22 protein-coding genes are annotated in these 22,471 nt (G+C 68.3%); 15 read left to right on the top strand and 7 right to left on the bottom strand.

The genetic code is table 11. The features are described from left to right. Positions 1-180: 180 nt before the first annotated feature. Positions 181-405 (top strand): hypothetical protein, encoded by a 225-nt coding sequence (locus tag ABL843_RS09925; RefSeq protein WP_418119737.1) that lies wholly within the window; start codon positions 181-183, stop codon positions 403-405. Positions 406-450: 45 nt separating this feature from the next. On the opposite strand, the gene ABL843_RS09920 is transcribed toward ABL843_RS09925, so the two are convergent. Further along, entirely contained in the window at positions 451-1,371 is a 921-nt protein-coding gene (locus ABL843_RS09920; protein ID WP_418119736.1) for a LysR family transcriptional regulator, read from the bottom strand. A gap of 157 nt (positions 1,372-1,528) precedes the next feature. On the opposite strand from ABL843_RS09920, the gene ABL843_RS09915 reads away from it, so the two are divergent. Continuing rightward, positions 1,529-2,878 (top strand): M20 metallopeptidase family protein, encoded by a 1,350-nt coding sequence (locus tag ABL843_RS09915; RefSeq protein WP_418119735.1) that lies wholly within the window; start codon positions 1,529-1,531, stop codon positions 2,876-2,878. Between the two features lie 15 nt (positions 2,879-2,893). Here ABL843_RS09915 and ABL843_RS09910 read toward each other — a convergent pair whose 3' ends face one another. Continuing rightward, a complete protein-coding gene (locus ABL843_RS09910) occupies positions 2,894-4,384 on the bottom strand; it encodes an FAD-dependent monooxygenase (RefSeq protein ID WP_418119734.1) in 1,491 nt (496 codons plus the stop codon). A 246-nt stretch (positions 4,385-4,630) separates the two neighbouring features. Between ABL843_RS09910 and ABL843_RS09905 the strand changes: the two genes are divergently transcribed. Further along, positions 4,631-7,648: a PAS domain-containing protein gene (locus ABL843_RS09905; RefSeq protein ID WP_418119733.1), complete on the top strand. Its 3,018-nt coding sequence runs from the start codon at positions 4,631-4,633 to the stop codon at positions 7,646-7,648. Between the two features lie 33 nt (positions 7,649-7,681). On the opposite strand, the gene ABL843_RS09900 is transcribed toward ABL843_RS09905, so the two are convergent. Beyond that, a complete protein-coding gene (locus ABL843_RS09900) occupies positions 7,682-7,927 on the bottom strand; it encodes a hypothetical protein (RefSeq protein ID WP_418119732.1) in 246 nt (81 codons plus the stop codon). A gap of 284 nt (positions 7,928-8,211) precedes the next feature. Between ABL843_RS09900 and ABL843_RS09895 the strand changes: the two genes are divergently transcribed. Further along, complete coding sequence (locus tag ABL843_RS09895; RefSeq protein ID WP_126024627.1) at positions 8,212-9,051, top strand: phosphate/phosphite/phosphonate ABC transporter substrate-binding protein; 840 nt, start codon at positions 8,212-8,214, stop codon at positions 9,049-9,051. 109 nt (positions 9,052-9,160) lie between these two features. Continuing rightward, positions 9,161-9,865, top strand: coding sequence for a glutathione S-transferase N-terminal domain-containing protein (locus tag ABL843_RS09890; RefSeq protein ID WP_184636001.1), 705 nt, complete (start codon positions 9,161-9,163; stop codon positions 9,863-9,865). Positions 9,866-9,895: 30 nt separating this feature from the next. Here ABL843_RS09890 and ABL843_RS09885 read toward each other — a convergent pair whose 3' ends face one another. The 4 genes from ABL843_RS09885 to nthA form a co-directional block, all read right to left on the bottom strand. After that, the gene (locus tag ABL843_RS09885; RefSeq protein WP_418120457.1) at positions 9,896-11,119 is read right to left on the bottom strand and encodes a glutamate carboxypeptidase; all 1,224 of its coding nucleotides are present in this window, start codon (positions 11,117-11,119) and stop codon (positions 9,896-9,898) included. 170 nt (positions 11,120-11,289) lie between these two features. Next, positions 11,290-11,658, bottom strand: a complete 369-nt coding sequence (locus ABL843_RS09880; protein ID WP_369658891.1) for a nitrile hydratase accessory protein — start codon at positions 11,656-11,658, stop codon at positions 11,290-11,292. Continuing rightward, on the bottom strand, positions 11,655-12,320 hold the full coding sequence (gene nthB / locus ABL843_RS09875) for a nitrile hydratase subunit beta (RefSeq protein WP_418119731.1): 666 nt from the start codon (positions 12,318-12,320) through the stop codon (positions 11,655-11,657). Before nthB ends, ABL843_RS09880 begins: the two co-directional genes overlap by 4 nt. Continuing rightward, positions 12,317-13,006, bottom strand: coding sequence for a nitrile hydratase subunit alpha (nthA, locus tag ABL843_RS09870; protein WP_184635995.1), 690 nt, complete (start codon positions 13,004-13,006; stop codon positions 12,317-12,319). The genes nthB and nthA overlap by 4 nt, the downstream gene beginning before the upstream one ends. Before the next feature lie 70 nt (positions 13,007-13,076). Here nthA and ABL843_RS09865 point away from each other — a divergent pair, with 70 nt between their 5' ends. The 10 genes from ABL843_RS09865 to tssG all read left to right on the top strand — a co-directional run bounded on the left by ABL843_RS09865 (position 13,077) and on the right by tssG (position 22,468). Continuing rightward, positions 13,077-13,919 carry a thymidylate synthase gene (locus ABL843_RS09865; RefSeq protein WP_418119730.1) on the top strand — a complete coding sequence of 281 codons (843 nt, stop codon included), beginning with the start codon at positions 13,077-13,079 and terminating at the stop codon, positions 13,917-13,919. Continuing rightward, positions 13,916-14,440 (top strand): dihydrofolate reductase, encoded by a 525-nt coding sequence (locus ABL843_RS09860; protein ID WP_418119729.1) that lies wholly within the window; start codon positions 13,916-13,918, stop codon positions 14,438-14,440. Before ABL843_RS09865 ends, ABL843_RS09860 begins: the two co-directional genes overlap by 4 nt. A 10-nt stretch (positions 14,441-14,450) precedes the next feature. Continuing rightward, complete coding sequence (locus tag ABL843_RS09855; RefSeq protein WP_369658896.1) at positions 14,451-15,593, top strand: phosphatidate phosphatase App1 family protein; 1,143 nt, start codon at positions 14,451-14,453, stop codon at positions 15,591-15,593. 194 nt (positions 15,594-15,787) lie between these two features. After that, complete coding sequence (locus ABL843_RS09850; RefSeq protein WP_126024619.1) at positions 15,788-16,027, top strand: hypothetical protein; 240 nt, start codon at positions 15,788-15,790, stop codon at positions 16,025-16,027. Between the two features lie 460 nt (positions 16,028-16,487). Continuing rightward, complete coding sequence (tssB, locus tag ABL843_RS09845) at positions 16,488-17,069, top strand: type VI secretion system contractile sheath small subunit (protein ID WP_126024618.1); 582 nt, start codon at positions 16,488-16,490, stop codon at positions 17,067-17,069. Positions 17,070-17,130: 61 nt separating this feature from the next. Further along, the gene (gene tssC / locus ABL843_RS09840; RefSeq protein ID WP_126024617.1) at positions 17,131-18,633 is read left to right on the top strand and encodes a type VI secretion system contractile sheath large subunit; all 1,503 of its coding nucleotides are present in this window, start codon (positions 17,131-17,133) and stop codon (positions 18,631-18,633) included. A gap of 59 nt (positions 18,634-18,692) precedes the next feature. Continuing rightward, positions 18,693-19,175: an Hcp family type VI secretion system effector gene (locus tag ABL843_RS09835; RefSeq protein WP_126024616.1), complete on the top strand. Its 483-nt coding sequence runs from the start codon at positions 18,693-18,695 to the stop codon at positions 19,173-19,175. Positions 19,176-19,207: 32 nt separating this feature from the next. After that, on the top strand, positions 19,208-19,669 hold the full coding sequence (gene tssE / locus ABL843_RS09830) for a type VI secretion system baseplate subunit TssE (RefSeq protein WP_126024615.1): 462 nt from the start codon (positions 19,208-19,210) through the stop codon (positions 19,667-19,669). Positions 19,670-19,679: 10 nt separating this feature from the next. Next, positions 19,680-21,464 (top strand): type VI secretion system baseplate subunit TssF, encoded by a 1,785-nt coding sequence (gene tssF / locus ABL843_RS09825; protein WP_418120456.1) that lies wholly within the window; start codon positions 19,680-19,682, stop codon positions 21,462-21,464. Then, positions 21,428-22,468 (top strand): type VI secretion system baseplate subunit TssG, encoded by a 1,041-nt coding sequence (tssG, locus tag ABL843_RS09820; protein WP_418119728.1) that lies wholly within the window; start codon positions 21,428-21,430, stop codon positions 22,466-22,468. Before tssF ends, tssG begins: the two co-directional genes overlap by 37 nt. Positions 22,469-22,471: the final 3 nt, after the last annotated feature.

Raw genomic sequence — 22,471 nt, 5'->3', positions numbered from 1 at the left:
GACAAAGGTGGTGCGCAACCCGCGAAGCAGCCCCGATTCAGGGATCGGAGCCCCACATTGGGGACGCTCCCGCATCCCATGTTCTGGCGATGAAGACATGCGGCAAACCCGTAGGCTCGGGAAGCCACGGGGCGCGTTGTCTTCAATGAAGCCCCCGGACCCTTTTTCACCAGGCGAACCATGATCGAGACAGAGACGCTGCCCGATGAAGAGCTGGGCGCGCAGGCCGCCGAGTGGCGTCGGCGGGCGCTGCAAGGCGAGCTGCACGCCCGCGGCATCGCCCATCAGCTGGAGGCCGAACTGCGCCGGCGCGCCGGCGTCCACCACCATGCCGACTACGACACGCTGGACCTGCGGTCGCTCGAGCACCGGCAGGGAAAGCGGCCCTGGTGGAAGCCCTGGTGAGCAGGGTTTGCCCGCACGCTGGCCTCCAAGGCTGCAACGCAGCAATCACTTCACCGTCCGCCCTTTCTGCCGCGAAGCCGGCTTCGCAGGCAGACGATCCCGCTGGCCCGCGGCGGCATCGCGCAGACATTCGACGAAGGCCTGCGCCGCCGGCGTAGGCCCGGAGCCGGCGGGCAGGCACACCGACACCTGCACGCGCGGCAGCGGTGCGGCCAGTGGCAGGCGGACCAGCCCGCGGGCGGCGACGGGGTCGTCCGCCAGCGAAGCGGCGGCCAGGGTCAGCGCGTCGGCATTGCGAACCAGCGAAAGGCCGAACTGGACCGACTGGCACACCACGATGTTGCGCGGCGCCGCCAGCCCGGCCTGGCCCAGCGCCCGCACGCCGTAGGGCGGCACGGCCCACAGCGCGTCCTGCAGCCGCTCGATGGTGCGCACGCGCGCCATCGGATGCCCCGCGCGGGCGATGGCGGCCAGCGGGGCTTGCAGCAGCACCTCGCTCGTCAGGCCGTCCTGCACGGCCGCGCCTTCCAGGTCGCTGAGCACAGCGAGGTCGTGGCCTGCCCGAAGGCCGGTGGCCTCGGCGCTCGTGATCTCCACCAGTTCCAGCGAAACGCCGGGGCAGCGCGCACGAAAGGCCAGCAACGCCCGCGGCAGCAACCGCGCCGCCGCGAGCGAGCTGAAGGCGGCGCGCAGGTGGCCGCCGCCGTCGCGCAATTGCGCGATCTCGCTTTCCGTGCGGCGGATTTCGTCGAAGAGCACGGCGGCGCGCCGCAGCAGGACCTGGCCGATCTCCGTGGGAACGATGCCCCTGGCGCTGCGCACCAGCACGGGCGCGCCGATGGATCGCTCCAGCTCGCGGATCGCATAGGTCATGGCCGGCTGCGTCAGCGCGGCATTGCGGGCCGCGGCGCGGATGCCGCCGGCCTCGGCCACGAGACGGAAGATTTCCAGGTGTCGCAGGTTCATCGTGGAGCTCATCGGGGTACGGAGTACACGGGAAGGTGATCGAGAAGTTTGATCGCCGGATGGAGATTTTTGTCTTTTCTTCTATCCCCCGGTCCATTAACTTCGCGCCGACCGACGACTGCCCCCTCCTCCTCCTTCGAACCTTTCGAGCACCAGCATGAAGCAACTGCATCTCCTTGCCGCACTCGCCACGGCCTGCCTGTTCAACCTGAATGCCGTCGCCCAGGGCAACGGCCCGGCGGCACCCTCCGAACTGCAGCAGCGCGGGCTGTCGCTGGCGGACGCCACCGAGGCGCAGGTGATCGCGTGGCGCCGCCATATCCACCAGAACCCCGAGCTCTCGTTCCAGGAGGTGCGCACGGCCGCGTACGTGGCCGAGGCGCTGCGCAAGATGCCGGGCATCCAGGTGCAGACCGGCGTTGCAAGGACAGGCATCAAGGCCGTGCTGCGCGGCGGCAAGCCGGGGCCGGTGGTGGCCCTTCGCGCCGACATGGACGCGCTGCCGGTGGAGGAGCGCAACGACCTTCCCTTCAAGTCGCTCGCCAAGGGCGACTGGCTCGGCAAGGAGGTACCCGTAGCGCACGTCTGCGGCCACGACACGCACGTCGCGATGCTGCTTGGCGCGGCGCAGGCGTTGTCGGAGATGCGTGCCGACCTGCCCGGCACGGTGGTCTTCCTGTTCCAGCCGGCCGAGGAACTGGGCCCGGGGCCGGTGCCGAGCGGTGCCTCGGCGATGGTGCAGGCGGGCGTGCTCGACAACCCGAAGGTCGACGTGGTGATGGGACAGCACATCAACGCCAGCGGCGCGGTGGGCATCGGCTACCGGCGCGGCGCCCTGATGGCCAGCGGCGACATGTTCAAGATCTCGCTGAAGGGCCAGGGCGGCCACGGCTCCTCGCCCTGGACCGCGAAAGACCCGACGCTGGCGGCGGCCGAGATCGTGCTGGCGCTGCAGAACATCGTGAGCCAGCGCATCGATCCGCTCGACGGCCCCACCGTGGTCACCGTGGGCATGCTGCAAAGCGGCAACCGCGCGAACATCCTGCCCGAGACGGCGGAGCTCGCCGGCACGGTGCGCTCGCTGTCGGCCAGGAATCAGAAGGTGGCGCACGAGAACATCCGCCTGAAGGCCCAGAAGATCGCCGAGCAGTACGGCCTGACGGCCAAGGTGGACATCGACACCGGCTACGAGGTGCTGGTGAGCGACCCCGAGGCGACCCAGACGGTGGTGAAGAGCCTCGAAGCCGCGGCGGGCCCCAACGCGCAGGCCCGCGAGATCGGCCCGCGCATGGCCTCGGAAGACTTCGGCGCCTTCGGCAGGAACCTGCCGGTGGTGTTCTGGAACCTCAACGCATCCCCGTTCGGCGACAAGCCCGGCGCGCCCAATCATTCGCCCGAGTTCGTCATCGACGAGAAGGCCCTGCGCATCGGCGTGCGTGCGCTGGTGGGCAGCACGCTCGGCTACATGGCGGCGCGACCGGGCAAGGATGTGACTGCGTCACGCTGAGCAAGGCGGCTGCGCTCAGGCGCCGAACCACCTGTTCATCGCCTGCTGGAGACCATCCGATGCGCCATCGCTCGCCCAAGCCACATAGCCATCGGGCCTGACCAGCACCGCGGCCGGCGCCGCGACCGCTCCGAGCGCGGGCAGCTCCCACGGGTCGTCGCATCTGCCATTGACCAGCTTGATGCGGCCAGCCCACGGCGAGACATCGAAGCGGCCTGGCGCGCCGAAATCCAGCAGCAGCGGCCGCGCATCCCGCAGCAGCGCGAACACGCGCACGGGGCCATCGGCGGTGAGCACGTCGAGATCCGGCATGCGGCGACCGAGCAACGGGTGTCCCTCGCCCAGGTCGTAGCGGATGGCGAGCCCCGACATCTCCGCCGCGATCCGCCTGCGGGGCTCTTCCATGCCGAGAAGCTCCGACATGATTTCACGCAAAGCCTCGGTGCGATCGTCCGTGCGCTGCAGCGCGACCTGCGCCATCGTCGTGCGCAGCACGCGAGCCGCCACCGGATGCCGCTCGGCGTGATAGGTGTCGAGCAGGCCTTCGGGGGAGACGCCCTTGACCACCTGAGCCAGCTTCCAGCCGAGGTTCATCGCGTCCTGCACGCCCGTGTTGAGGCCCTGCCCGCCCACCGGGGAATGCACGTGCGCGGCGTCGCCGGCCAGGAGCACCCGGCCCTTGCGGTAGGCCGCGGCCTGGCGCGACATGTCGGTGAACCTCGAGATCCAGTTCAGGCGCCGGATTCCATAGTCCGTTCCACAGGCCTCGACGAGCAGTTCCTTCAGCTCGTCCAGCGTGGGTTCGCTCGTGGCGCCCGCGGTCTTCTCGGTCACCATCACGCCGACAGGACCTTCCCTGGCGAAGATGATCCTGCCGTCGCGGATCTCGTACTGCTCCCTGCTGAAGGCATGCACGCCCCGCGCGGTGCGGTGCACGCCCAGCGGCGGCTCCTCGGCCATCTCGACCTCGGCGAGGATGCTGCTGGTGGTCGCGTCCCACCCCGGAAACTCGATGCCCGCGGTCTTGCGCACCAGGCTGCGCCCGCCGTCGCAGCCCACCAGGTAGCCCGCGCGCAGCGTCTCGCCGCCGGACAGCTCGATGGTCACGCCCGCATCGTCCTGCACGAAGCCCTTCAGCTCGCGGCCGCGATGGACCGGCACCGCGAGCTCGTCGATCCAGCCCGCGAGGATGCGCTCGATGTGCTTCTGCCTCAGCGCCAGCCCGTAGTTGTGCCGGGTCGGAAAGTCGCTGATGTCCAGGCGCGTGACCGCGAACCCCGTGACCTGCGCCACCTGTCCCTGCGCGAGGAACCGGTCCACGATCCCGCGCTGGTCGAACACCTCCAGCGTGCGTGAACTCAGGCCGCCGGCGCGCGAGCCGGCAAGCTCCTGGTCCGGCCGGCGCTCGACGATGGCGACATCGATGCCCGCCAGAGCCAGTTCACCCGCCAGCACCAGGCCCGTCGGGCCCGCTCCGACAATCACTACCGCATGTTCTTCCGTCATCCGTAGATCCATTTGTCTTCATTCGCAGGAAGGATCGCGATGACACCTGTACCTTCGACCTAACGATGGCCTTCGCACAGGGGCATCCGCGCCCGATTCATTGTCCATCGCGGGTGAAAGGAACCGTTGCGCCTCAGCGCCATGCCTACAGGCGCAAGGGCATTGCTCGTGCGGTCGAGAGAAAAACCCCGTTGCTATCATCGACTCATGCAGTCACGGCCACCCCGTGGTGGCGGAGGAAAGCGAGTGCGGCTCAAGCTGAGAACGAAGACGGCACTGCTGATCACGTCACTGGTGCTCGTGCTGGTCGGCGTGACGGGCGGGTGGCAATACCGCAGCCTGTCCAGCGAGTACATCGAACTGATGCGCGAGCAGCAGCAGGCGCTGACCGACAGCGCCGCTGCCGACCTCGACTACAAGCTCGGCATCCATCTGTCGGCCCTGGCGCGCGCGGCCCGCGAACTCGGCGCGCAGGGCTTCGCGGACCCCGCGGCACAGCAGCGCTTTCTCAGGGACCAGGACCTGCGCACGATGTTCGACAACGCCGCGCTGGCCACGCCCGACGGCGCCATCGTGGCGATCAACCCTCCCGCCGAGCGGCCTTCGAGCATTGCCGACCGCGACTACTTCCGCCGCGTGCGCGACACGGGCCAGCCCACGATCTCGGCGCCCCTTCTCACCAGGAGCGCGCGGCAGCCGGCGGTCATCATGGCCGTGCCCGTGGACGGAACGGACGGCCGCCTCGCGGGCGTGCTGGGCGCGGCGCTGAACCTGCAGCGCGCCAACGTGCTCGGCGATCTCAGCCGCGCCACCGTCGGCCGGGGCGGCCACTACGTGATCGTCACGCGCGGCCCCTCCCCGCAGATCGTCATGCACCCCGATGCGAACCTGCTGCTCAAGCCCGCGAGCGCCCTCGCCTCCGGCGACGGCATCGGCCGGGACGTGGCCACTCATGCACTCATTCCCGCCGCCGGCTGGGAGCTGCGCCTGGTCGTGCCCGCCGCCATCGCCTACGCGCCGCTGGAACAGGTGCGGCGCAACCTGGTGCTGCAGTTGCTCTGGCTCGGCCTGGGCTGCGCGCTCCTGGTCTGGGTGGGCACTACATGGGTGATGCGCCCCCTGGAAGCGTTGAGCGGCGCGATCCGCACCCTGCGCCGCTCGCCCGACAGCCAGGTCGGCCTCGATGTCGTCGCCAACGACGAGCGCGGAGACCTCGCGCGCGAGTTCGACGCGCTGATGGCCGAGCTGCGCGAACAGCGGCTCGAGATGGCCGCGGTCACCGACGCTTCGCCGGTGGGCCTCTTCCGCTGCGACAGCGAAGGCCGCATGACCTACGTGAACGACGAGTACCTGGCGATCCACGGCCTCGCGCGCAAGGATGCGGCGGCGGGCTGGCTCACGCTGGTGCGCGAGGAGATCCGCGAGACGGTTCGCCAGGAGTGGGCGCGCCTTGCCAACTCGGCTACGCCGGTGGCGGTCACGCGCCGGCTCCATCGCAGGGACGGCACCCGCGTGCTGGTTGCGTTGAGGAGCCGGCCGGTGCTCGCGGCGGACGGCCGCGTGCTCGGCCATGTGGGCACGGTGACCGACATCACCGAGCGCACCCGGGCCGAGCAGGCGCTGCGCACGCTGACCGCCATCTTCGACATGACGACCGACTACATCGTCCAGCTGGACGCGAAGGGGCGGCTCATCTACATGAACCCTGCGGCGCGGCTGCGCACGGGCCTGGCGCTCGACGCGCCGATCGAGCAGTTCAGCGTGGCCGACTTCAACCCGCCGGAGACCATGGAAAGGCTCGCCACGGAGATCGTGCCCACCGCCGTGCGCGCGGGCATCTGGGTGGGCGAGTCGATGGTGTGGGACGCCAGGCGCGAGGCGTTCCCGGCGAGCCACATGGTGATCGCGCATCGCGACAAGCACGGCAAGGTGGAGTACTTCTCCGGACTGATGCGCGACATCTCCGCGGCCAAGGCCGCGGAACGGGCGCTGCGCGACAGCGAGCATCGCCTGCGCATGGTGACGGACCACCTGCCGGCGCTGATCTCCTACCTCGATCGCGACCTGCGGTTCCGGTTCGTCAACAAGGCCCACCAGGACTGGTTCGGCATCCCCACCGAGCAATTGCTGGGCATGGGCCTGTGGAAGTTCTACGGCGAGGAGGCATGGGCCGAGATGGAGCCGCACCTGCGCGCGGCTCTGGCCGGCAGGCAGGTCACCTACGAGCGCAGGCTGAAGACGCCCGGCGGACGCCGCGACGTCCAGGCCACGGTGGTGCCGGAGCGCGACGAGCACGGCGAGGTGATCGGCCTCTACACGCTGGACAGCGACATCACCGCGCACCACGAGGCGGAAGAGGCGCTGCAGGAAAGCGAGGCACGCCTGCGCACCGTGGCCGATGCGCTGCCGATGCGCGTGGCCTACATCGACGCGCAGGAGCGCTACCGGTTCAACAACCTGGCCTACGAGCGCGGCTTCGGGCTCTCGCGCGAGCAGATCCAGGGGCACACCGTGCAGGAGCTGCTGGGCGAGCCCGACTACCTGGCCCTGCAGCCGCACATCCGCGCGGCACTGGCCGGCGAAACCGTCACCTTCCAGAGCGAGGTCGCCAGGAGCGACAGCTACTACTGCTACGAGGCCCAGTACATCCCGCAGCCCGCGGTCAACGACGAGACCATCGTCGGCTTCCATGCCGTGATCACCGACATCACTCGGCAGAAACTCGAGGAGAAGCGCCTCGTGACTCTCGCGCAGGTCGATCCCCTGACCGGCCTCGCCAATCGCTCGGGCTTCGAGGCGCGCCTGGACGAAGCGATGGAGCGCGCCCGGGGTGCCGGCGCGCTGATGGCGCTGATGTACCTGGACATCGACGGATTCAAGAAGATCAACGACCAGTTCGGGCATCAGGTGGGAGACGAGCTGCTGCGCGGCTTCGCGGGCAGGCTGTCGCAGGCGCTGCGCTCCGGTGACGTCCGCGCGCGCCTGGGCGGGGACGAGTTCACGGTGATCATGGAAGGACTGCCCGGCGCGGATGCCGCGATCTCGGTGGCCTCCGGGCTGATCGACGCCATGCAGCAGCCGTTCGATCTGGAGGAGCGCACGATCCTCGTGAGGACGAGCATCGGCGTGGCCTTCTACCAGGGCGGCGACGCGACGGCCGCCGCGCTCGTCAGGCAGGCCGACGAGATGCTCTACCAGGCCAAGGGCGCGGGCCGCAACAACTATCAGGTGGCGTCGCATCCGGTCGGGGGGCATCGGGCCTGAGGTCCCTCCCGTACGGGGCTTTTTCCGCCGGCGTCAACGCATTTCCTGCTGCAGGCTCATCGTCGTCACCGGGCTCTTGACGGGCGCCTCGGACATCAGTTGCTGGAGATCGAACTGGAAGCTGCCCCCGGCGCGCTCGCGTTCCACGGCCAGGTGCAGGAGGGCAATGGTTGCTATCAGCACCGCCATGGCGAACACGAGCCATAGCTCTCCCCGCAAGGGTTGGGGCTGGGATTGCGGCTGTGGCTGCTGGTGGCCTCGTCGACTGCGGCTTCTCATCTCTTGTCCCTCCGGTTGATGACGGCAGGAGTCTGCGTGGCCCCGGGCTCCGGTCGCGTCGGACAAAGCTGGCGCGCCTTGTATTCCGCCTCCGATAGATGGCGGGCGGGCAGCCTTCCGAGGGGTGCACCCGTTGACCGGCGTCAATGCGCAAGCCGTAGCACGAACCTACTATCTGCCGCCATCGGCGTGCGATGGAATACGTGGGGCTGTTGCACCAGACTGGATCAATGTAATAATTTAGTTACAAAATTCACTACCACCCTCCGAAGAAAGCCCTCGCCATGCAACGCCTGCCCCTTCATCCCTCGCTTCGCCTCGTCGCTCGCCTCGCCGCGGGCGCGCTTGTCGCGGCCGGCGCCTCGGCGCATGCCTTCGTGATCGGTGTCAGCGAAGGCGTGAGCTACGACGTGTCCGACGCGCAGGTCACGGCGCGTTTCGAACCGATCGCCGAGGTGCTCTCCAAGGCGTTGAAGCAGCCGGTGACGGTCAAGGTGCTCAATTCGTACAACGGGACGCGCGAGGCGCTGAAGCAGCAGCAGGTCGACCTGGCCTTCGTGCATCCCTCGCACGTGGCGCTCGGCGCCATCAAGGGCGGACAGTACAAGGCCTTCGCCTGGACCACCGGCTACACCGACTACAAGGTTTCGTTCCTGTGCAAGGAGCAGCAGCCGATCTCCGACTGGAAGAGCGTGGCCGGCAAGCAGCTGGTGATGCCCGACGCCGACTCCATCACCTCGGTGATCACGCGCGCCATGCTGCGCGAGCAGGGCCTGCAGGGGCCGGCTACGGTGAAGGTGACGAACACGCGCTTCCAGGAGGCCGTGCCCTTCTATGTGCAGAACGGCTTCGCGGCCTATGGCGCCACCGCGGCTTCGGGCGTGATCAAGACCTGGAAGGACGGCGGCGGCAAGATCTGCGCGGAATCGCGCGCGGTGCCGATCAAGCAATGGCTGGCTTCCAGCAAGCTCGACGCGGCCACGGTGAACACGGCGCGCGACGCATTGCTGGGCCTGGCGCAGACCGACGCCGGCAAGCGCGCGCTGGCGGCATCGAGCTACGTGGGCTTCGTCAAGCCCTCGGCCGATGTCGAGGCTTCGCTGATGAACTGGCTCGGCATCTGATTTGGGGGACGCGCAAGGGCCGACGGCAGGACAAGACCGCACGCGCACGCCCGGCCGCAGGCCCGGGCAGAATCCCGCGCTTGCAGTCTTCTCCCCCAAGGACCCTTTCATGACCGATCTCTCGAGCTTCCCCATCACGAAGAAGTGGCCCGCGCAGCACCCCGAGCGGCTGCAGCTGTACTCGCTGCCCACGCCCAACGGCGTGAAGGTGTCGATCATGCTGGAGGAAACCGGCCTGCCCTACGAGCCGCACCTGGTGAGCTTCGAGACCGGCGACCAGATGTCGCCGGAGTTCCTGTCGCTCAACCCGAACAACAAGATCCCGGCCATCCTCGACCCCGATGGTCCCGGCGGCAAGCCGCTGGCGCTGTTCGAATCGGGCGCGATCCTGATGTACCTGGCCGAGAAGACCGGCAAGTTCATTCCGCAGGACGCCGCCGGCCGCTACGAGACCCTGCAGTGGGTGATGTTCCAGATGGGCGGCATCGGCCCGATGTTCGGCCAGCTCGGCTTCTTCAACAAGTTCGCCGGCAAGGACTATGAAGACAAGCGTCCGCGCGACCGCTACGTGAACGAGTCGAAGCGCCTGCTGGGCGTGCTCGACAAGCGCCTGGCCGGCCGCGCATGGATCATGGGCAGCGACTACACCATCGCCGACATCGCCACCTTCCCGTGGATCCGCAACCTGATCGGCTTCTACGAAGCGGGCGACCTCGTCGGCTTCAAGGACTTCCCGAACGTCGCGCGCGCGCTCGAAGCCTTCGTGGCGCGCCCCGCCGTGGTGGCGGGGCTGGGCATTCCGAAGCGCGGCTGAGCTGGAAGCCCGCGCCCCTTTCGATTGCACTCAGTTGCCGGTGGACAGGTCCATCAGCATGCGCGAGAGCAGATAAAGCCGCGGCACCACGCTCTCGACTTCCGCGTACTCCTCCGGCGTGTGGATGCCGCCGCCCACGATGCCAAAGCCGTCGAGCACCGGCACTCCGACGCCCGCCACCAGGCTCGCATCGGCTGCGCCGCCGCTGCTCTCGATGGTGAGCTTCTTGCCGATCTCGGCGTAGATGCCTTCGGCCATGTTCACCAGCCTGTCGGAAGCGGGCGAGCGCGGCATCGGCGGCAGGCCGCGGATCAGGCGCACGCGCACCTCGGTCTCGGGAATCAGCTTGTTCTGCGAGATGCGCACCAGGTCCTTCTCGACGCGGTCGAGCTCCTCCGGCGTGGCGGCGCGCACGTCACCCTTGGCGCTCGCAGTCGCGGGAATCACGTTGGTCGGGCCGTTGGCGGTGAGCACCGTGAAGTTGACCGTGGTCTTCTTCGCCGCGTCGGCCGTCTTCGACAGCTGCAGCACCTGGTGCGCCACTTCCATCGCCGCGTTGCGGCCGGCCTCGGGCGCCACGCCCGCGTGGGCCGCCAGCCCCTTCACCTCGACGAGCGCGGTGGCCGAGCCCTTGCGCTCGACCACGAGGCCGTCGGCCGGGCGGCCCGGCTCCAGGTTCAGCGCCACGTCGTGCTGCTTCGCCACGCGCTCGATGAGCGCGCTGGTGCCCACGGAGCCGGTCTCCTCGTTGGTGTCGAGCAGGAAGGTGATCTGCCCATAGTCCTTGAAGCCGATCTGCTGCAGGATCTTCAGCGCGTACAGGCCGGCCACCACGCCGCCCTTGTCGTCCATCACGCCGGGGCCGTAGGCGCGGCCGTCCTTGATGTAGAAGGGCTTGGCCGCGGCCGTGCCTTCCTTGAAGACGGTGTCCATGTGCGCCAGGATCAGGATCTTCTTCTTGCCCTGCCCCGTCAGCGTGGCCACCACGTTGGTGCCGGGATGCGGGTCGGCCGGAAAGGTCTCGATGCGCGCGCCGAGCTTGCGCAGCTCTTCCACCGCCAGCTCGCGCACCTTGGCCAGGCCCGCCGTGTCGGCCGAACCCGAATCGATGTTGACCATGGTCTCCAGCATCTTGAGCGCGCCGTCCTTGCTCTGGGTGGCCGCGTCGAGCACGCCCTGGTGGGCCTTCTGCGCCATGGCGCTGCCGGCGAAGAGCGCGCATGCGAGCGCGGTGCCCTGGGCGATGGCGAGCATGCGGCGGCGCGCGGGTGCCGGGAACTTCATGGCCGAAGAAGCCGAAGAAGCGGAAGAAGCCGATGCGGGATGGCGCGGGTGAGTCGTCATGTTGTCCGTTCTGTTGAAGGAAGTTCGGGAAAGGCAAGGCGGGCTCGCACCCGCCTTGCCGCCCGCACTCTACAGACAGTTCAGCCGGGAAAGTCTTCCCCGCGCAGCTCGATCGGCTGACCATGCGGCGTGCGGCCCGCCGCGTGCTCCCAGGCATGCCGGTAGCGGGCCAGTTCGTCGCCCGAGCTGGCGCCCTTGCTGGCCACGAGCTTCTCTAGCGCGGCGAGCCAGTGCAGGTAGTAGGTCTGGCCGTTGTCGGGGTCGCCCGCGGCCTGGGCTTCGGAGATCTGCGCGGCCAGCGCCTCGGCCCATTCGGGCCATGTGAAGAGGCCGCGCTCGTGCAGCGCCAGCGTCATCGCGAAGGCCTGGGCCTCCCACGGCGCGCTGAACACGGGCCCGTGCGCATCGCGCGGCATGCCGGGCGCGAGGGGCATGCGTTCGCCGCTCATGCAGCGGCCTCCAGATAGCTTTCCCACGCATCGACCGACACCGAGAGGTTCTGGCGCGGCGCATCTTCGCCCCACAGTTCGGCCTCGTCGAACTCCACCGTGTAGAGCCACTGCGGCTGCTCGCCGAGCCCTTGCGCGTTGGTGTCGGCGAACACGTGCGCGCCGTGTACCTGGACGATGGTGCCGCGCCTGCCCTGCACATAGGCCGGCAGCCGCGTGTGATGCTCGACCTTGCCGAGACGCATGCGCACCTCCTGGCCCGCGGCGAAGCGTGCCGGCGCAGGTGCCGGCCGCTGCGCGGGCGAGCCCTTGGCCAGCACCGCCGGCACGTCGGCCGCGCGCAGCACGCGGGCCACGGGCGCGGCCGGATGGCTCATCTCACCGCTCGCAATCTCGTCGGGAAAGATCTGGCCGCGCTGCAGCATCAGCTGCTCCAGCGCGCCAAGCCAGATCCGGTAGTAGCTCAACTCGCCGTAGTCGGGCAGCGTCTCGCGCACGCAGCGGCTTGCATCGATGTTCCAGGAACCTGTCGCGCCCATGGCCAGCACGAGCGCCAGCGCGCGCGGCTCCCAGGCGGCGTGGAAGAGTTCGCCTTCAGCCTCGGGCACCACCTTGCCGAAGCCCGGCTGGCCGCCCAGGTCGGCCTTCGTCGCGTAGCTCATGCGGCACTCCCTGCTTCGGCCGGCGCACCGGCCAGCCGCGTGCCGATCATCGAATCGCGCGAGACCAGATCGGCGAGTTGCTCTTCGCTCAGGCCCTCGGTGCCGGCGGGCCGCTGGGGGATGACGAGGTAGCGCACCTCGGCGGTCGAATCCCACACGCGGATGCGCGTGGTCTCGGGCAGGGTCACGCCGAAGTCGGCGAGCACGCCGCGCGGGTCCTTCACCGCGCGGGAGCGATACGGCGCGCTCTTGTACCAGGTGGGCGGCAGGCCCAGCACGGGCCAGGGGTAGCAGCTGCACAACGTGCAAACCACCATGTGGTGCGTGTCGTCGGTGTTCTCCACCGCCACCATGTGCTCGCCCTGGCGGCCGGTGTAGCCCAGCGAGGCAATCGCCGCTGTGGCGTCGGCCAGCAGCCACTGCCGGAAGGCCGGATCGACCCAGGCCCGCGCCACGACCCTCGCGCCGTTGCGCGGGCCGATGCGGGTCTGGTAGGTGTCGATCAGCACGTCGAGCGCGGCCGGGTCGATGTAGCCCTTCTGCGAGAGCACGCTCTCGAGCGCCCGCACGCGCAGGTCCATCTCGCCGAGTTCGCTGTGTTCGTGATCGTGGTCATGGCCGTGGTGGTGGCCGTGGTGGTGGCCGTGGTCGTGACCGCTGTCGTCGTGGGGGTGGTCGGAGCTCATCCGGGCGATGCTACGCCCGGGCACTTAAAATTCGAAGCCTCCCGCCAGATCCCCCGGAAGCCTTTCGTCCATGACCTCCACGCCCGCCCGCCCCGTCCGCTCCCAGTACGAAGATTTCATGCGCCATGTCGATACCCATGGCGTCTTCAAGAGCGACCGCACGGGCACGGGCACCAGGAGCGTGTTCGGCCACCAGATGCGCTTCGACCTGAACGAGGGCTTCCCGCTGGTGACCACCAAGAAGGTGCACCTGAAGTCCATCATCCAGGAGCTGCTGTGGTTCCTCACCGGCTCCAGCAACAACAACTGGCTCAAGGAGCGCGGCGTCACCATCTGGGACGAGTGGGCGCGCGAGGACGGCGACCTCGGCCCCGTTTACGGCGTGCAGTGGCGCAGCTGGCCCACCCCCGATGGCGGCCACATCGACCAGATTTCCGAAGTCGTCAAGACGCTGAAGACCAACCCCGATTCGCGCCGCATCATCGTGAGCGCATGGAACGTGGCAGAGCTCTCGAAGATGGCGCTCATGCCCTGCCATGCCTTCTTCCAGTTCTACGTGGCGCCGCCGCAGGGCGAGGGCGAACGCGGAAAGCTCAGCTGCCAGCTCTACCAGCGCAGCGCCGACATCTTCCTGGGCGTGCCCTTCAACATCGCGAGCTATGCGCTGCTCACGCACATGATCGCGCAGCAGTGCGACCTCGACGTGGGCGACTTCATCTGGACCGGCGGCGACTGCCACATCTACAGCAACCACGCCGAACAGGTGGCGTTGCAGCTCAGCCGCACACCCTACCCCTACCCCACGCTGAACATCAAGCGCAAGCCGGCGTCGATCTTCGACTACCAGTACGAGGACTTCGAAGTGCTCGACTACCGGCATCACGAGGCGATCAAGGCACCTGTGGCGGTATGAGCAAGCCCCGCATCAACATCATCTTCGCCCGCGCCGCCAACGGCGTGATCGGCTTGAACAACACCATTCCCTGGCACATCCCGGAGGACATGGCGCACTTCAAGCAGCAGACCGCAGGCGCGCCGGTGATCATGGGCCGCAAGACCTGGGACTCGCTGCCGCCGCGCTTCCGACCGCTGCCGGGCCGGCGCAACATCGTTGTCACGCGGCAGGCCGACTGGCAGGCCGAGGGCGCGCAGCGCGCGGGCAGCCTGCAGGAGGCGCTCGCTCTTTGCGAACAGCCCGAGGTCGATACCGTCTGGGTCATCGGCGGCGCGCAGATCTACGCAGAGGCCGCGCCGCTCGCCCAGCGCGCTGTGGTGACGGAAGTTGCCCGCGAGTACGAAGGCGACGCATACGCCCCCGAGCTCGATGCCGCCTCCTGGCGCGAGACGCAGCGCGAATCGCATGTCTCGGCCAAGGACGGCCTGGGCTTCAGCTTCGTGACCTACGAGCGCATCGCTGCCGCGGCGAACAAATAGACGAACAGGCATGAGCGAAGGCGTTGCGCACCGGCCACTTCCGCCCGGCTTGCGACGCCGCTCGGTGATCGCCGGCGCGGTCCTTCTCGCGGGCCTCGCGCCGATGCGAGCTGTGCAGGCGGCCGAGCCACTGGAGCCCGACGAGGAAGCGCTCTTCATGACCGGCACGGCGCGCCCCACCATCGATGGCCGCATCGAGGTCGACATCCACGCATGGATCTTCGAGCGCGAGAACCGCTGGGGCCTCAACGCGGCCTTCGCGCGCTACCTGGGCCTCAGCCTGAAGAAGCTCTCACCCGCGGCGCGCCTGCGCTTCAACCAGCGCACCGCGCTCTTCCACGCGGAGTCGGAGGAAGGCAAGGTGATCGACGTCGATTTCGAAGGCGGGCGCACGCGCGTGACGATGCCGCCATCGGGCAAGGATGGCCGCTGCAACCTGCGCGTCGTGATCGACACGCCGCGCGCACCGCTGCTGCCGACTTCGCCCTCGCCGCAGGAGTGGGTGCAGTTCCACGGCGTGACCGGTCCGGGCGAGTTGCTGCACCGCTTCAGGGGGCACGCGCTCGTGGTGCCCGAGCAGGGTGTGTCGGTCATCTCGGACATCGACGACACCATCAAGCGCACGCAGGTGCGCGAGCGGCGCGAGATGCTGCTCAACACCTTCGCCCGCCGCTTCGAGGCGGCGCCTCGCATGGCGGGCTGGTATCGCGCACTGGCGAAGGTGCCGGGCACGCGCTTCCACTATCTCTCGGCGAGTCCCATACAGTTGTATCCGGCGCTGTCGGACTTCATCCGCAACGCGGACTTCCCGCAGGGCAGCATGCACCTGCGCGAGAGCACGACGTGGCGCACGCTCATTCCGGGCGACGACGATTCGCGCGCGCACAAGCTCGGCGTGATCGGCCGGCTGCTCGCGGAATTTCCGCAGCGACGCTTCGTGCTGGTGGGCGATTCGGGCGAAGCCGATCCCGAGATCTACGCGCAAACGTTTCGCTCGCATCCTCGGCGCATCGACAGCATCGTGATCCGTGACGTGACGGGCGAAGGCCGCACTTCCGAGCGCTATCGCGCGACCTTCGAAGGCATCGATCCGGTGCGCTGGCACATCGTGATGCCGGACACCGCCGAGTGGCCCGTGCAGGCCATCAACTAGGCATCGACCAGCCTGCGCACCGGTCAGGCCTGCGGCAGGTCGCCGGAAACAAACTGGCACCTTCGTCCCCTTCTCTTTGCGAAAGGAACACTTCGGTACACGCGAGGAAAGGCACGCACGGCACAGGGTTTAGACAACGCTAATTGTTTGTGCGCACAATGTCCGAAACGCCCTCAACCAAAAGGAGACGGCTCATGTCCATGGAATTTCTTCGGGTCATCGCCGAGCAGAAATTGCCATATGTCATCCACACGCCGGCCGACATCGACAGGCTGCGCGTGCTGCGTGCGGCAGAGTTGGTGACAGCATTCATCCCGCCTTCGGAGCGTGCGCCCGACGAGCGCGCGATCCGCCAGCTCGCCCAGGTCGAATCGATCACGGCCAAGGGCATGCTGGCACTCAACAAGGCCACCTCGGCATTCATCGAACTGTAGGAAGACGCAGCTGCGTCTTCCCTGCGCGCGAGCCCCGCGGCCGCGCATCGGCACCCTCCATCGGCTGTTACAAATAGCCCTCTTTTCCGCGTAACCCGGCCGGTTCGCGGCCATCCTCCGCTTCGCCTTTCTTGGTCATCCGCGTGACCGGAGGCGCTTGCTCGCGCGCGTCTGCGTTACCACGCCGGCCTTTTGCGCGTCAATTGCGTGACAAAACGCTCAATTACACGATTTTCTACGGATCGATGGCTTGCTTTCTCGCGCGGTTTTACCCGCTTCATGGGGTACCTACCCAATTCTGGGGATTGTGAGCAGATATCTCGATTTGTATCTTTCGTTCGTCTCAATGCATGCCGGGACTGCAACGGCAACGGGCCGCGCGGGCGCTTCCACAAGGCGCAGCAGCGTCGAAGACACCAACGTGTGTTCTTGTCAATTCAACCTTTTCTGAGAGCGAACAATGTCGAACAGCTTGCAAAAATGGGTGGGACGCAATCGTCCTCCGCGCGTCCAGATCACCTATGACGTCGAGATCGGTGACGCAGTCGAAAAGAAGGAGCTGCCGCTCGTGGTGGGCCTGCTGGCCGACCTGTCGGGCCAGCCCGCGCAGCCGCTGCCCAAGCTCAAGGAGCGCCGCTTCGTCGAGATCGACCGCGACAACTTCGACGGCGTGATGGGCAACATCTCCCCGCGCCTGGACCTCTCGGTGCCCGACACCATGAAGGGCGAAGGCAACCTGAAGATCGAACTGAACTTCAAGGAGTTCGGCGACTTCCATCCCGAAGCCATCGTGAGCCAGGTGCCACGCCTGGCCAAGCTGCTCGAGGCGCGCCAGCAGTTGCGCGACCTGCTGGCCAAGCTCGACGGCAACGACGAACTCGACGGCCTGCTCGAGCGCGTGGTGCAGAACAGCGAAGACCTCAAGACGGTCCAGAGCCAGGCCAAGGCGGAAGCCGACGTGGCACCGGCACAAGCCTCGGCTTCGGCTTCCGCGGAAGCCGCTGCCCAGACCTCCTCCGAAGCCGAAGCACCGGCAGCGTGATCAACCACGCCGGCCGCTGCCCCTCGCGGCGCAGTCCGGCACTTCATGAATGGTGATAGAGATGGCCAACAAATCCAAAGCCGCCGAAGCCGGCAGCGCAGCAGCAACCACCGTCACGACCAGTGACATGAGCCTGCTCGACAAGATCGTCTACGAAGGCAACATGACGACCGAGCCCTCGCAGGGCGCCTATGCGAAGAAGCTGATCGGCCAGCTGGCTTCGCAGATCCTCGACGAAGGCATGAAGACCAGCCCCGACAAGGGCGTGGTCACGCTGATCAACGAGCGCGTCGCCGAGATCGACCGCCTGCTGACCGACCAGCTCAACGCGATCCTGCACGCCCCCGAGTTCCAGGCCCTCGAAGCCTCCTGGCGCGGCCTGCACGACATGGTGTTCGGCACCGAGACCGGCAGCAACCTCAAGCTGCGCCTGCTCAACGTGAGCAAGAAGGACCTGCTGAAGGACCTGGAAGGCGCCGTCGACCACGACACCAGCGTGCTCTTCAAGAAGATCTACGAAGAGGAATACGGCACCTACGGCGGCCATCCCTACTCGCTGCTGATCGGCGACTACTACTTCGGCCGCCATCCGCAGGACATCGCCCTGCTGGAGCGCATCTCCCGCGTGGCCGCCGCCGCGCACGCGCCCTTCATCGCCGCCGCCGCCCCGGCCCTGTTCGACTTCAAGTCTTTCACCGAACTGGGCGTTCCGCGCGACCTGTCCAAGACCTTCGAGAGCGCCGAGCTCGCCTCGTGGCGCGGCTTCCGCGATTCGGAAGATTCGCGCTATGTGTCGCTGGTGCTGCCCAGCTACGCGGCCCGCCTGCCCTACGGCGCCAAGACCATCCCCGTGGAGAACTTCAACTACGAGGAAGACGTGGACGGCACCGACCACGGCAAGTACCTGTGGGCCAACGCGGCCTACCAGCTCGGCCTTCGCATCACGCAGGCGCACTCGCTGTACGGCTGGACCACGGCCATCCGCGGCGTGGAAGGCGGCGGCAAGGTCGACGGCATGGTGGCCCACGCCTACAAGACGGACGAAGGCGACATCGCCCTGAAGCCGCCGACGGAAGTGACCATCACCGACCGCCGCGAGAAGGAACTGAGCGACCTGGGCTTCATCGCCATCGTCAACTCCAAGGGCTCGAACACCGCCGCCTTCTTCGGCGGCCAGACCGTCAACAGGCCCAAGGTGTACGACAAGGACGCGGCCAATGCCAACGCGGCAGTGTCGGCACGCCTGCCCTACATCCTGGCCGCGTCGCGCTTCGCCCACTACCTGAAGGTGATCGTGCGCGACAAGATCGGCAGCTTCCAGACGCAGGCCGACATGCAGAAGCACCTGAACAACTGGGTCGCGAACTACGTGCTGGTGAGCCCCTCGGCGCCGCAGGCCATGAAGGCCAAGTACCCGCTGAGCCAGGCCCGCGTGGACGTGACCGAGGTGCCGGGCAAGCCGGGCTCGTACCGCGCCATCGCCTTCCTGAAGCCGCACTTCCAGCTCGAGGAACTCTCGGCCTCGATCCGCCTGGTGGCCGACCTGCCGGCAGCCGCCGCCTGATCGCACCGCACCGTCTCAATCAACGTCGACATACCGACTGAAAGAAAGAATTCTCGAAAATGCCTATCTACCTCAAGATGCCGGGCGTCACCGGCCAGACCCAGATCGAAGGCCACAAGGACGAAATGGAAGTGCAGAGCTTCCAGTTCGGCGCCGGCCTGGCCGTGACCTCGGGCACCTCCAACCAGGAACGCACCGCGGGCAAGCCCAGCTTCTCCGAGATCACGGTGACGCGCATCAGCGACTCGGCCACGCCCCAGCTGCTGCAGAAGCTCGCCGGCGGCGAGGTGTTCGCGGGCGACACCGTCATCACATTCCCGCGCGAGGACAAGAGCGGCCTGCTGCCCCTGATGGTGGTGACGCTGACCGACGTGATCCTCAGCGGCTTCTCGGTCTCCAGCGGCGGCGACCTGCCTTCCGAAAGCATCTCCCTGAACTACGCGGCCATCAAGGTCGACTACACGAAGCAGAAGGAAGAAGGCGGCCAGGAAGGCGTCGCACCGTTCGGCTGGGACATCTCGAAGAACGTCGCGGTGGCCTGATGAGGCGCCGCTGACCCCGGGCGCTAACCACCGTGTCCGAACTCGTCAAAGGGGGCGTCGCCCCCCTGTTCGACCGGTTGGCGTCCGCGCAGTCCGAGCACGTGCGGGGGGCCGCGCATCTCGAGACGATGGAGTCCGTGCAGGACTCCATCGGCCGTGAGCTGCGCCGGCTCTTCAACACGCGCTCGCCGCTTTCGGCGGATGACTACGCGCAAGGCAGCGGCACCGTCCTGGAGTACGGCATTCCCGACTTTTCCGTGTTCAGCTCGCAGAACGCGGCCGACCTGCAGAGGTTGGCCGCGCTTCTGCGCACGGCCGTTTCGCGCTACGAGCCGCGCTTGTCGGAAGTGAGCGTGCAGGTCAGCCCCGCGCCCAACCGGCACGAGGTGGCGCTGGTGCGCATCGGCGCGCAGGCGCGCGCCGGGCTCGCGCTGCGCCGCGTGGACTTCGAGATGCTCCTGGGCACGCCGGACAGCCTGATGAAAGTCGCCTGACGTGTCCGACATCCAGCACAGCGACCTGCTGCAGTACTACAAGCGCGAGCTGTCCTACCTGCGAGGACAGGGTGCGGACTTCGCCCAGCGCTACCCCAAGGTCGCATCGCGCCTCTCGCTGCACGGCGGCGAATCGCTCGACCCGCACACCGAACGGCTGATCGAGTCGGTGGCCTTCCTGTCGGCGCGCGTTCACCGCGACCTCGACCAGGAATTTCCCGACGTCGCCTACGCCCTGCTCGACAACCTCTGCCCTTCGCTCGTGCAGCCGCTGCCGTCGATGTCGGTGGCGCAGTTCGGCCTCGATCCGGCGCAGGGCAAGGTCACGGCGGGCTTTCGCGTGCCGCGCCACACGATGCTGCACGCGCGCACATCGCCGCACACGCCAGGTGCTTCCTCCCAGGACTGCCGCTTCCGCACCGCCTGGGACACCCTGCTGTGGCCGCTGCGAATCACGCGTGCCGCCATCGATACCGACGCCGTGCTGCGGCTCGCGCTCGAATGCGAGGAGCAGACCGACTTCTCCGAGCTGGAGATCGACAGCCTGCGCATCCACCTGCAGGGCGACTGGATGACCACCATGCCGCTGTATGACGCGCTGGTGTCCGGGGTGAAGTCGGTGGCCGTCGTTCCCGAAGGCGGCATGGCGCAGATGCTGCCGGCCGACGCCTGGCGCGAGGTCGGCTTCGCCGAGGGAGAAGAAGTTCTGCCGCAGCCCGCCAACGCGCAGCCTGCCTATGGCCTCTTGCAGGAGTACTTCGCGTTCCCGCGCAAGTTCCATTTCTTCGACCTGCATCACCTGCGATCGCGCCTGGGCGGCGGGCGCCGCTGCGAGATTGCCTTCCAGCTCGACCGCTCCACGCGCGCGCTGCGCTACATCGACGCCGACAACTTCCAGCTCGGCTGCACGCCCATCGTCAACCTGTTCCCGCGCGTGAGCGAGCCGCTGGCGATGGACCAGCGCCACTACGAATACATGCTGGTGCCCGACCGCCAGCGCGACGCGACCACCGAGGTGCACTCCATCGTCTCCGTGGTCGCGTCCGACCCGGACGCCGACAAGCCGGTGAACGTACCCGGCTTCGCCGCGCTAGGCCACGTGGACGGCGCGCCGGGCGCGAAGGACGGCACGGTCTTCTGGTCCGCGCGGCGCGAGCCCTGCCTGCGCCAGAACATTCCGGGCACCGACGTCTTCCTGTCCTTCGTCGACCAGGGCAAGGCCCACACCCGCCCCGCGCAGCCCGTGGTCTACGCGCACCTGCTGTGCACCAACCGGCGCCTGGCCGAGCAGGTGCCCGTGGGCGCGCGCCTGCTGGCCGAGGGCCCGCCGCAGCCAACGCACGTGCACTGCCTCTACGAGCCCACCGCGCAGCGCGATCCGCCGCTGGGCAGCGAAACGCTCTGGCGGCTGGTGTCGCTGCTCACGCTCAACCACCAGTCGCTGGTCGACGGCTCCACCGGCCGCGAGCAGCTGCGCGAGATGCTGCTGCTGTTCGCCTCCGACAGCCGCCGCGACCATGCGCAGATCCGCGGCATCGCGGGGCTCTCCGCGCGCGGCGTCACGGCGCACGTGGGCACCGAGGCCTGGCGCGGGTACTGCCGGGGCACGCAGGTCACGCTCGAATTCGAGGACGACGCCTTCGTCGGCGGCTCGCCGCTCATGATGTCGGCGGTGCTCGCGCGCTTCTTCGCGATGTACACCTCGGTCAACTCCTTCGTGCGCCTCGCGGTGCGCAGCGGCGAGGAGATCCGCAAGCAATGGCCCCCGATGACGGGCCGGCAGGTGGTGCTGTGATCGTCGAAGAACTCGCCGCCCGCCCGCAGGACTTCAACCTGTTCCAGGCCATCAGCCTGCTGGAGCGCGCCGCGCCCGAGGCTGTGCCCGTGGGCCGCTCGCAGGGCCCGCGCGAACGCGAGGCCGTGCGGCTGCACGCCTTCGTCTCGCTCGCCTTCGAGGCCAGCGACGTGCGAGAAGTCGGCACCGAGGCCGTCACCGGCGAGCCCTACTCGCTCACCACGCCCGCGCTCTCGCTGGCCGGCAGCGGCGGCCCGCTGCCGATGCCCTTCACCGAGATGCTGCTGGAGCGCCGCCAGCAGCGCGACCACGCCACGGGCGATTTCCTCGACATCTTCAACCACCGCTTCCTGGCCTTTCTCTACCGCAGCCGGCGCAAGCACCACGTGGCGCTCAACCCGCAGTCGCCCGCGCGCTCCACGCTGGCTTCCACGCTCGACGCCGCCAGTGCGCTGGGCCTGCGCGCCGGCGTGCGCGCGCCCGACGGATCCGCCCTGTGGCTGCGCCATGCCGGCCTGCTCGGTGGTGCGCCGCGCGGCATGACCGCCCTGCTCGCGCTGCTGCGCGACCGCCTGGGCGTGCAGGTGGACGGCACCCAGTTCCGCGGCCGCTGGCTGGGCCTGGAGCCCGATGCCTCGGCGCGGCTGGACATGCGCACGCCGCTGGGCGGCGGCGCGGTGCTCGGCAAGCGCGTGTGGGACCAGGGCGCGGGCATCCGCCTCGTCTTCGGCAACCTGAGCCAGCAGCGGCTGCGCGAGCTGCTGCCCAAGGGCGCCGACCACGCACTCGCCAAGTGGCTGGTGCGCCGCTTCATCCCGCAGGACCTGAAGGTCGAGATGGAGCTGCGGCTGGCGCCCGCCGAACCGCGCAGCAGCGTGCTCGGCGCAGCCAACCCGATGCGCCTGGGCTGGACCTCGTGGGTCGCCGGACCGGCCTTCCGCGGCGCGCTGCCGCCCGTTCAACACACCCTGACCAGCGACCGCGGCGACGCGCCCCACGCCTGATCC

This window comes from Variovorax sp. 350MFTsu5.1 (assembly GCF_048302515.1).
GTDB classification, from domain to species: Bacteria; Pseudomonadota; Gammaproteobacteria; order Burkholderiales; family Burkholderiaceae_C; genus Variovorax; species Variovorax guangxiensis.
Note: the sequence above shows the minus strand (reverse complement) of the source record. Positions and strands in the feature narration are given on the sequence as shown.

Excerpts from the sequence above, each read along its gene's own strand:
- ABL843_RS09925 (WP_418119737.1), top strand. The coding sequence starts at position 181 with ATGATCGAGACAGAGACGCTGCCCGATGAAGAGCTGGGCGCGCAGGCC.
- ABL843_RS09920 (WP_418119736.1), bottom strand. The coding sequence starts at position 1,371 with ATGAACCTGCGACACCTGGAAATCTTCCGTCTCGTGGCCGAGGCCGGC.
- ABL843_RS09915 (WP_418119735.1), top strand. The coding sequence starts at position 1,529 with ATGAAGCAACTGCATCTCCTTGCCGCACTCGCCACGGCCTGCCTGTTC.
- ABL843_RS09910 (WP_418119734.1), bottom strand. The coding sequence starts at position 4,384 with ATGACGGAAGAACATGCGGTAGTGATTGTCGGAGCGGGCCCGACGGGC.
- ABL843_RS09900 (WP_418119732.1), bottom strand. The coding sequence starts at position 7,927 with ATGAGAAGCCGCAGTCGACGAGGCCACCAGCAGCCACAGCCGCAATCC.
- ABL843_RS09895 (WP_126024627.1), top strand. The coding sequence starts at position 8,212 with ATGCAACGCCTGCCCCTTCATCCCTCGCTTCGCCTCGTCGCTCGCCTC.
- ABL843_RS09890 (WP_184636001.1), top strand. The coding sequence starts at position 9,161 with ATGACCGATCTCTCGAGCTTCCCCATCACGAAGAAGTGGCCCGCGCAG.
- ABL843_RS09885 (WP_418120457.1), bottom strand. The coding sequence starts at position 11,119 with ATGCTCGCCATCGCCCAGGGCACCGCGCTCGCATGCGCGCTCTTCGCC.
- ABL843_RS09880 (WP_369658891.1), bottom strand. The coding sequence starts at position 11,658 with ATGAGCGGCGAACGCATGCCCCTCGCGCCCGGCATGCCGCGCGATGCG.
- nthB (WP_418119731.1), bottom strand. The coding sequence starts at position 12,320 with ATGAGCTACGCGACGAAGGCCGACCTGGGCGGCCAGCCGGGCTTCGGC.
- nthA (WP_184635995.1), bottom strand. The coding sequence starts at position 13,006 with ATGAGCTCCGACCACCCCCACGACGACAGCGGTCACGACCACGGCCAC.
- ABL843_RS09865 (WP_418119730.1), top strand. The coding sequence starts at position 13,077 with ATGACCTCCACGCCCGCCCGCCCCGTCCGCTCCCAGTACGAAGATTTC.
- ABL843_RS09860 (WP_418119729.1), top strand. The coding sequence starts at position 13,916 with ATGAGCAAGCCCCGCATCAACATCATCTTCGCCCGCGCCGCCAACGGC.
- ABL843_RS09855 (WP_369658896.1), top strand. The coding sequence starts at position 14,451 with ATGAGCGAAGGCGTTGCGCACCGGCCACTTCCGCCCGGCTTGCGACGC.
- ABL843_RS09850 (WP_126024619.1), top strand. The coding sequence starts at position 15,788 with ATGTCCATGGAATTTCTTCGGGTCATCGCCGAGCAGAAATTGCCATAT.
- tssB (WP_126024618.1), top strand. The coding sequence starts at position 16,488 with ATGTCGAACAGCTTGCAAAAATGGGTGGGACGCAATCGTCCTCCGCGC.
- tssC (WP_126024617.1), top strand. The coding sequence starts at position 17,131 with ATGGCCAACAAATCCAAAGCCGCCGAAGCCGGCAGCGCAGCAGCAACC.
- ABL843_RS09835 (WP_126024616.1), top strand. The coding sequence starts at position 18,693 with ATGCCTATCTACCTCAAGATGCCGGGCGTCACCGGCCAGACCCAGATC.
- tssG (WP_418119728.1), top strand. The coding sequence starts at position 21,428 with ATGGCCCCCGATGACGGGCCGGCAGGTGGTGCTGTGATCGTCGAAGAA.